At 39.3% G+C, this 5,231-nt stretch carries 4 protein-coding genes; 1 reads left to right on the top strand and 3 read right to left on the bottom strand.

The features are described from left to right. Positions 1-102 precede the first annotated feature (102 nt). From B2V92_RS22700 to B2V92_RS22690, 3 genes are all read right to left on the bottom strand, one after another. Positions 103-573 carry an OsmC family protein gene (locus B2V92_RS22700; protein WP_293312421.1) on the bottom strand — a complete coding sequence of 157 codons (471 nt, stop codon included), beginning with the start codon at positions 571-573 and terminating at the stop codon, positions 103-105. Positions 574-1,001: 428 nt separating this feature from the next. Next, complete coding sequence (locus B2V92_RS22695; protein ID WP_293312419.1) at positions 1,002-1,496, bottom strand: hypothetical protein; 495 nt, start codon at positions 1,494-1,496, stop codon at positions 1,002-1,004. Positions 1,497-1,624: 128 nt separating this feature from the next. Next, positions 1,625-2,551, bottom strand: a complete 927-nt coding sequence (locus B2V92_RS22690) for a 2-hydroxyacid dehydrogenase (RefSeq protein WP_293312417.1) — start codon at positions 2,549-2,551, stop codon at positions 1,625-1,627. Positions 2,552-2,793: 242 nt separating this feature from the next. Between B2V92_RS22690 and B2V92_RS22685 the strand changes: the two genes are divergently transcribed. Further along, a partial coding sequence (locus B2V92_RS22685) for a TonB-dependent receptor domain-containing protein (RefSeq protein WP_293312415.1) occupies positions 2,794-5,231 on the top strand: 2,438 nt, incomplete at its 3' end.

Raw genomic sequence — 5,231 nt, 5'->3', positions numbered from 1 at the left:
AAAGATGCTGATCCCGAAGTTTCGGGACAGCATGACGATTGCGTTAAGAAAAATAGACTAAAACTAATAAAAAGCACATAAGTATTAATCGAATTCAGGTTACTAACTAAAACTAAGAACCGGCTCGTGTTTAACCGGAAAGTTTAATGAATTAGCAATAAAACACATTTTATTCGCTTCGTGATGTAGCGATGCTGCAAGTTCGTAATGGGCCTTATCGGCAATCAAAACCTGCGGATGAAGGGTAACCTCTCTAAATCTTCCGCTTCCATCGGCCAGCTCTTCCATTGTTCCCACTGCTTCATCTTTGTAATCGATTACTACAATTTCATTTTTAGAGCATAAATGCAAATACCAAAGCATGTGACAGCTTGAAATAGATGCCAACAAAAGGTCTTCGGGGTTGTATTTGGATTTATCGCCCAAAAAGGCAGAATCGGAAGAACCCGAAATATCGGCCTTTCCTTTTACTGAAATAATGTAATCGCGGTCGTACGAACGGTAATCCATAGTACCCGAACCTTTATTACCGGTCCAGGTAACTGTAGTAGAATATAAATGATCTTTCGGCATGATAAAATTGGTTAGATTGTATAGCCAATTTAAGAAAATAAAATTACTTAAGCTAACGCTCGTTTCTAACGGGCGTTGAATAATTTATCGTTTACAAACGATAGAACCGTATAGCTATTTATGCACTCGTTTGGAAACGAGCGCAAACTTTTTCAAATTTAAAACCTGACAGGTTTAGTACCATTGGCTTTGTTTAATAAACCCCCGCCTGTACGGGCAGGTGATAGAACGAAAAGCCAGGAGCGTAGCGAGGACTTGGAGGGATAGCAGGACTAAAAGCCCCTATGAAAAACAGACCCCTAATTTCCGAAAAAAAGCAAAATATTGCATTGAAAAATTTGTCTTTTGAAACGATAAAATCGTTTAGTTATTTATGCGCTCGTTGATAAACGAGCGCAAACTCGGAGGAATAAAAAACCTCGCAGGTCTTATCGAATATGATGCCCTTTTGAATTTAAGACCGATTTAAGCAATTCATAGGTCTTTTCATCAGCGTTGATATTAATACGCTTATCAGTTTCCATATAACAACATTCGAAACAGATATTAAGTGCCGAAATCATTTCCCGTTTCGCATTATAAAATATAATCGCATCCCTGTAAATGGGCGCACAAAGCCACGAAGGCAAATTCTCTACATCAATTTCCAAAATACCGATCAATGTAAATGCATCTGTATCATTACAATGGAATGAGCTAATTTTTTGAGAAGAGTCGTTTAATTTTTCATCCAGATCAGTTATTCGCTGATCATGCCACGATATTTCCCCAGTGTTCCTATTCGTTTCCGAATAATAGGCCTCCTGCTGAAAAGAATAGGTTTCTATATATTCAAAATCTATATTTCTGATATAATCTTTTGATTGAATAGCTTGATTTGCCATAGGATATAAAATGAGTACATGCTCTTTTCTAACGATCATTGGATAATTGACCGTTTAGCTATTTAGCCTCCACTTTCAGACCTCGCAGGTTTAATTCGCTGTAAAGTTATTTTTAATGGCCGCATTGAGGGCTGCGCCGTTTAAAAACCTGCGAGGTCTTATTTAAACTAAAAATTAAGCCCGCGAAGTTTCTCTGCTAAAACCTCAGAAATTTTCCGGTACGAATCGAAGGTCCAGCCACCTACATGTGGCGTTAAAATTACCTGATTGTTCTGCTTTAGTTCATTATACCAAGATTGTTCGCTCAATGCCGGGAATTTTTCGGTCTGTAGAACATCCAGTCCAGCCCCTAAAATTTTACCGGTTTTTATAGCGTTTAGTACGGCAGTAGTATTTACAATTTCTCCCCTGGCGGTATTGATAAAGAAAATAGGCTTTTTAAAATGGAAGAAATATTCGTCATCTACCATCTGTTTGGTTTCGGCAGTTAGCGGGATATGCAAACTGAGCACATCGCTGTGTTTTACAATCTCTTCCATGCTTACCTCGCGTGCAAATGCATCGCTAAAGCCGGTTTTATATTTATCGTAGGCCATTACATCTACTTCGAAACCGGCAAGCTTTTTGGCAAAGCTCTGGCCCATAAAACCATAACCGATAATGCCTACTTTTTTGCCTTTCAGTTCGTAACCACGGTTACCTTCTCGGTCCCATATACCATTCCTGATTTCGGTATCGGCCCTGCGGAAATTATTCATCAATGATAAAAGCAAACCCGTGGCATGTTCTCCAACCGCATCACAATTGCCTTCGGGGGCATTAATCAACGCGATATTTCTTTCAAAAGCGATTTTATCATCAATATTATCCAAGCCTGCCCCTGCCCTCGCTACAAATTTTAGATTCGGTGCAGCAGCAAAAATTTCGGCATCGATCCTAAATTTAGTCCTTACGGCAATACCGCTATAATCTTTTATTTTATCTAAAGTTTGCTGACGTGTAATCTGCGGTTCATCATCAACCTGGTAGCCCATGGCAATGGCCTGTTCCTTAAATGCAGGGTGCAGATCATCAACAATTAATATTTTTTTCATCTGTTAATCTATGCTCAATGTGATGAACAAAAGTAACATTTTGAAGATTGTTCAATTGTAATATTCGTTTATTGTTTTTCTCCAAACTAAAAACGGATAATTGCGAACTGTAAACTGGAAGTTAACCCACAAAAATATTACGCTAAAATGGCTGTAATAAAATAGTTACGGCCACTTTATTAAACTTCCTTGCCGTTACTTTGTCTCCCTTTACAAAAACACACGCAAATTTTATTTTTTAAATGAGACTTTTACAATACAGAACAATACAGATTACCCTCTTACTATTAAGCTTATCCTTTAGTCTTTTCGCGCAAACCGCTACAAAAGCAAAAATTACCGGAGTTCTTAAAGATGCAAAAACACAGGAAACCATCCCTTTTGCCACGGCGGTTTTAATCAATAAGGGAACAGGTAAAAATGCAAAAATTGCACAAACGGATTTAAACGGCGCATTTGTAATGGCCGATCTCCCAACGGGAACTTTTACCTTTAAAATCAGCTTTGTAGGATACCAAACCATGGTTAGGGATAATGTTAACATTACCGCCGCTACCGGCAACCTAAACTTTGGCGATATTAAAATGAATGCAGCGAAAGGCAATGTACTTAGCGAAATTACCGTAACCGGCCAAAAACAGGGTATGCAGATGGGTATTGATAAAAAAATATTCTCGGTTGACCAGAGTTTAGTGAGCGAGGGCGGTTCGGCAGGCGATTTATTACAGAATGTTCCTTCGATATCAACCGATATGGATGGTAATGTAAGCCTTCGTGGATCAACCGGTGTAAAAGTATTAATTGATGGCAAACCATCTTTAATTGCGGGTGGTAACGTAGCACAGATTCTTCAATCGATACCGGCCAGCTCTATCGAAAGTGTTGAGGTGATTACCAATCCATCAGCAAAATACGATGCCGAGGGTCAATCAGGTATCATTAACATTGTTTTAAAGAAAAACACCAAACTTGGTTTTAACGGCTCTGCAGCTATAACGGCAGGTAACCGCGATAACTATAATGCCAATACCAATTTAAGCTTCCAGAACAGTAAGGTAAACATCTATGGTAACTACAGCTATCGCTACGGTAACCGTAGGGGCGGAGGTTTTCAGGATATTACTTATAAAACGCCAGCAGGTTCAACAGCTTTTGCCGATCAGACCACGGTTTCAAACTCTTTGGATAAAGGCCATAACGCAAAAGCCGGCATTGATTATTATATCGCTCCAAAAAGTGTAATCAGCTTATCAGGTGGTTTCAACTCAAGGGATAACGATCGTAGCGATTTGCTCGACATTAAACAATTAAACATCAACCATGCTCCTGTGTTATTGAGCAACCGAACCAATACCACCGATGGTTATGGAAATAGTTATGATGCCAACCTTGATTACGTACAGAAGTTTAAAAAACCGAAAGAGGAATTAACCTTTAATTTTGGCTATTCGTATGGTACAAATAACAACGATCAGGCTTATAGCACCACAACCACTAACCGTAACGGCACGCCGATTAATGAAACTTTAAGTTTACAACGCGTATTTAACACCGGAAACAATACCAACTACAATATCCAGACCGATTATGCATTACCCGTGGGTAAAGCCGGCAAAATAGAAGTGGGTTACCGCAGCCAGATCCGTTTAGGTAACAATGATCAATATGCCGATTCGATCCCTACCAATACAAATATTTATATAAGCAACAATAAATTAATCAACGGTTTTGATAGTAAAGATCAGGTACATGCCCTTTATTTCAATTATCAGAACCAGATTAAGGATTTTGGCTACCAATTGGGTTTAAGGGCCGAAGATGCACGTTTGGATACACATTTAGAAGGTTATACCGGCAATGTATTAACCACTGCTGAAGGGAATATCCATTATAAAAGAATATATCCGAGTGTTTTCTTAACCCAAAAATTGAAAGGTGATAACCAGCTTCAATTGAGCTATACACGCCGTGTAAACCGTCCGCGTCCATGGGATACCAACCCGTTTCTGGACGTGTCTGATCCATTAAACTATAGAGGTGGTAACCCGAATTTATTACCTGAAGATGTACACTCTTTCGAATTGGGTTATAGTAAATACTGGAAAAAAGTGACCTTTACTTCGAGTTTATATTTCCGCCAGACCAACGATGTAATCCAAAGGGTAAGAAGTACACCGGTTAACGGGATCATTACCTCAACACCTCAAAATTTATCGAACCAGATTAATAGCGGTGTAGAACTGATCGGCCGTTTCGATCTGATCAAAGCTTTAAACTTTACCACAAACGTTAACTTATACCAGGCCAAATTTGCAGGCGACGACAGATTTAATATTCCATCAAGCAGTGGTTTTAGCTGGAATGCCAATTTAACCGGAAACCTTACCGTGGTTAAAAATGTATCGTTGCAGGTACGTGGCGATTACAGGGCACCTGAAGTAATGGCACAAGGAAAGCGTAATGCCATGTACGGTATTGATGGCGGTGCAAAATATGATTTCCCTAACAAAAAAGCTTCGTTAAGCTTTAATGTGAGAGACGTTTTCAACACCAGAAGATGGAGCATGACAACCGAAGATAACTTTACGATAGTTGATTTCCAACGTCAGATGCAGGGAACAATGGGTAGCTTAACTTTCTCTTACCGCTTCGGAAAAACCACCTTTACAGGTGCTGGTAA

This window comes from Pedobacter sp. UBA5917, from assembly GCF_002432345.1.
Lineage (GTDB): Bacteria > Bacteroidota > Bacteroidia > Sphingobacteriales > Sphingobacteriaceae > Pedobacter.
This window is presented reverse-complemented; position numbering and strand designations above follow the sequence as displayed.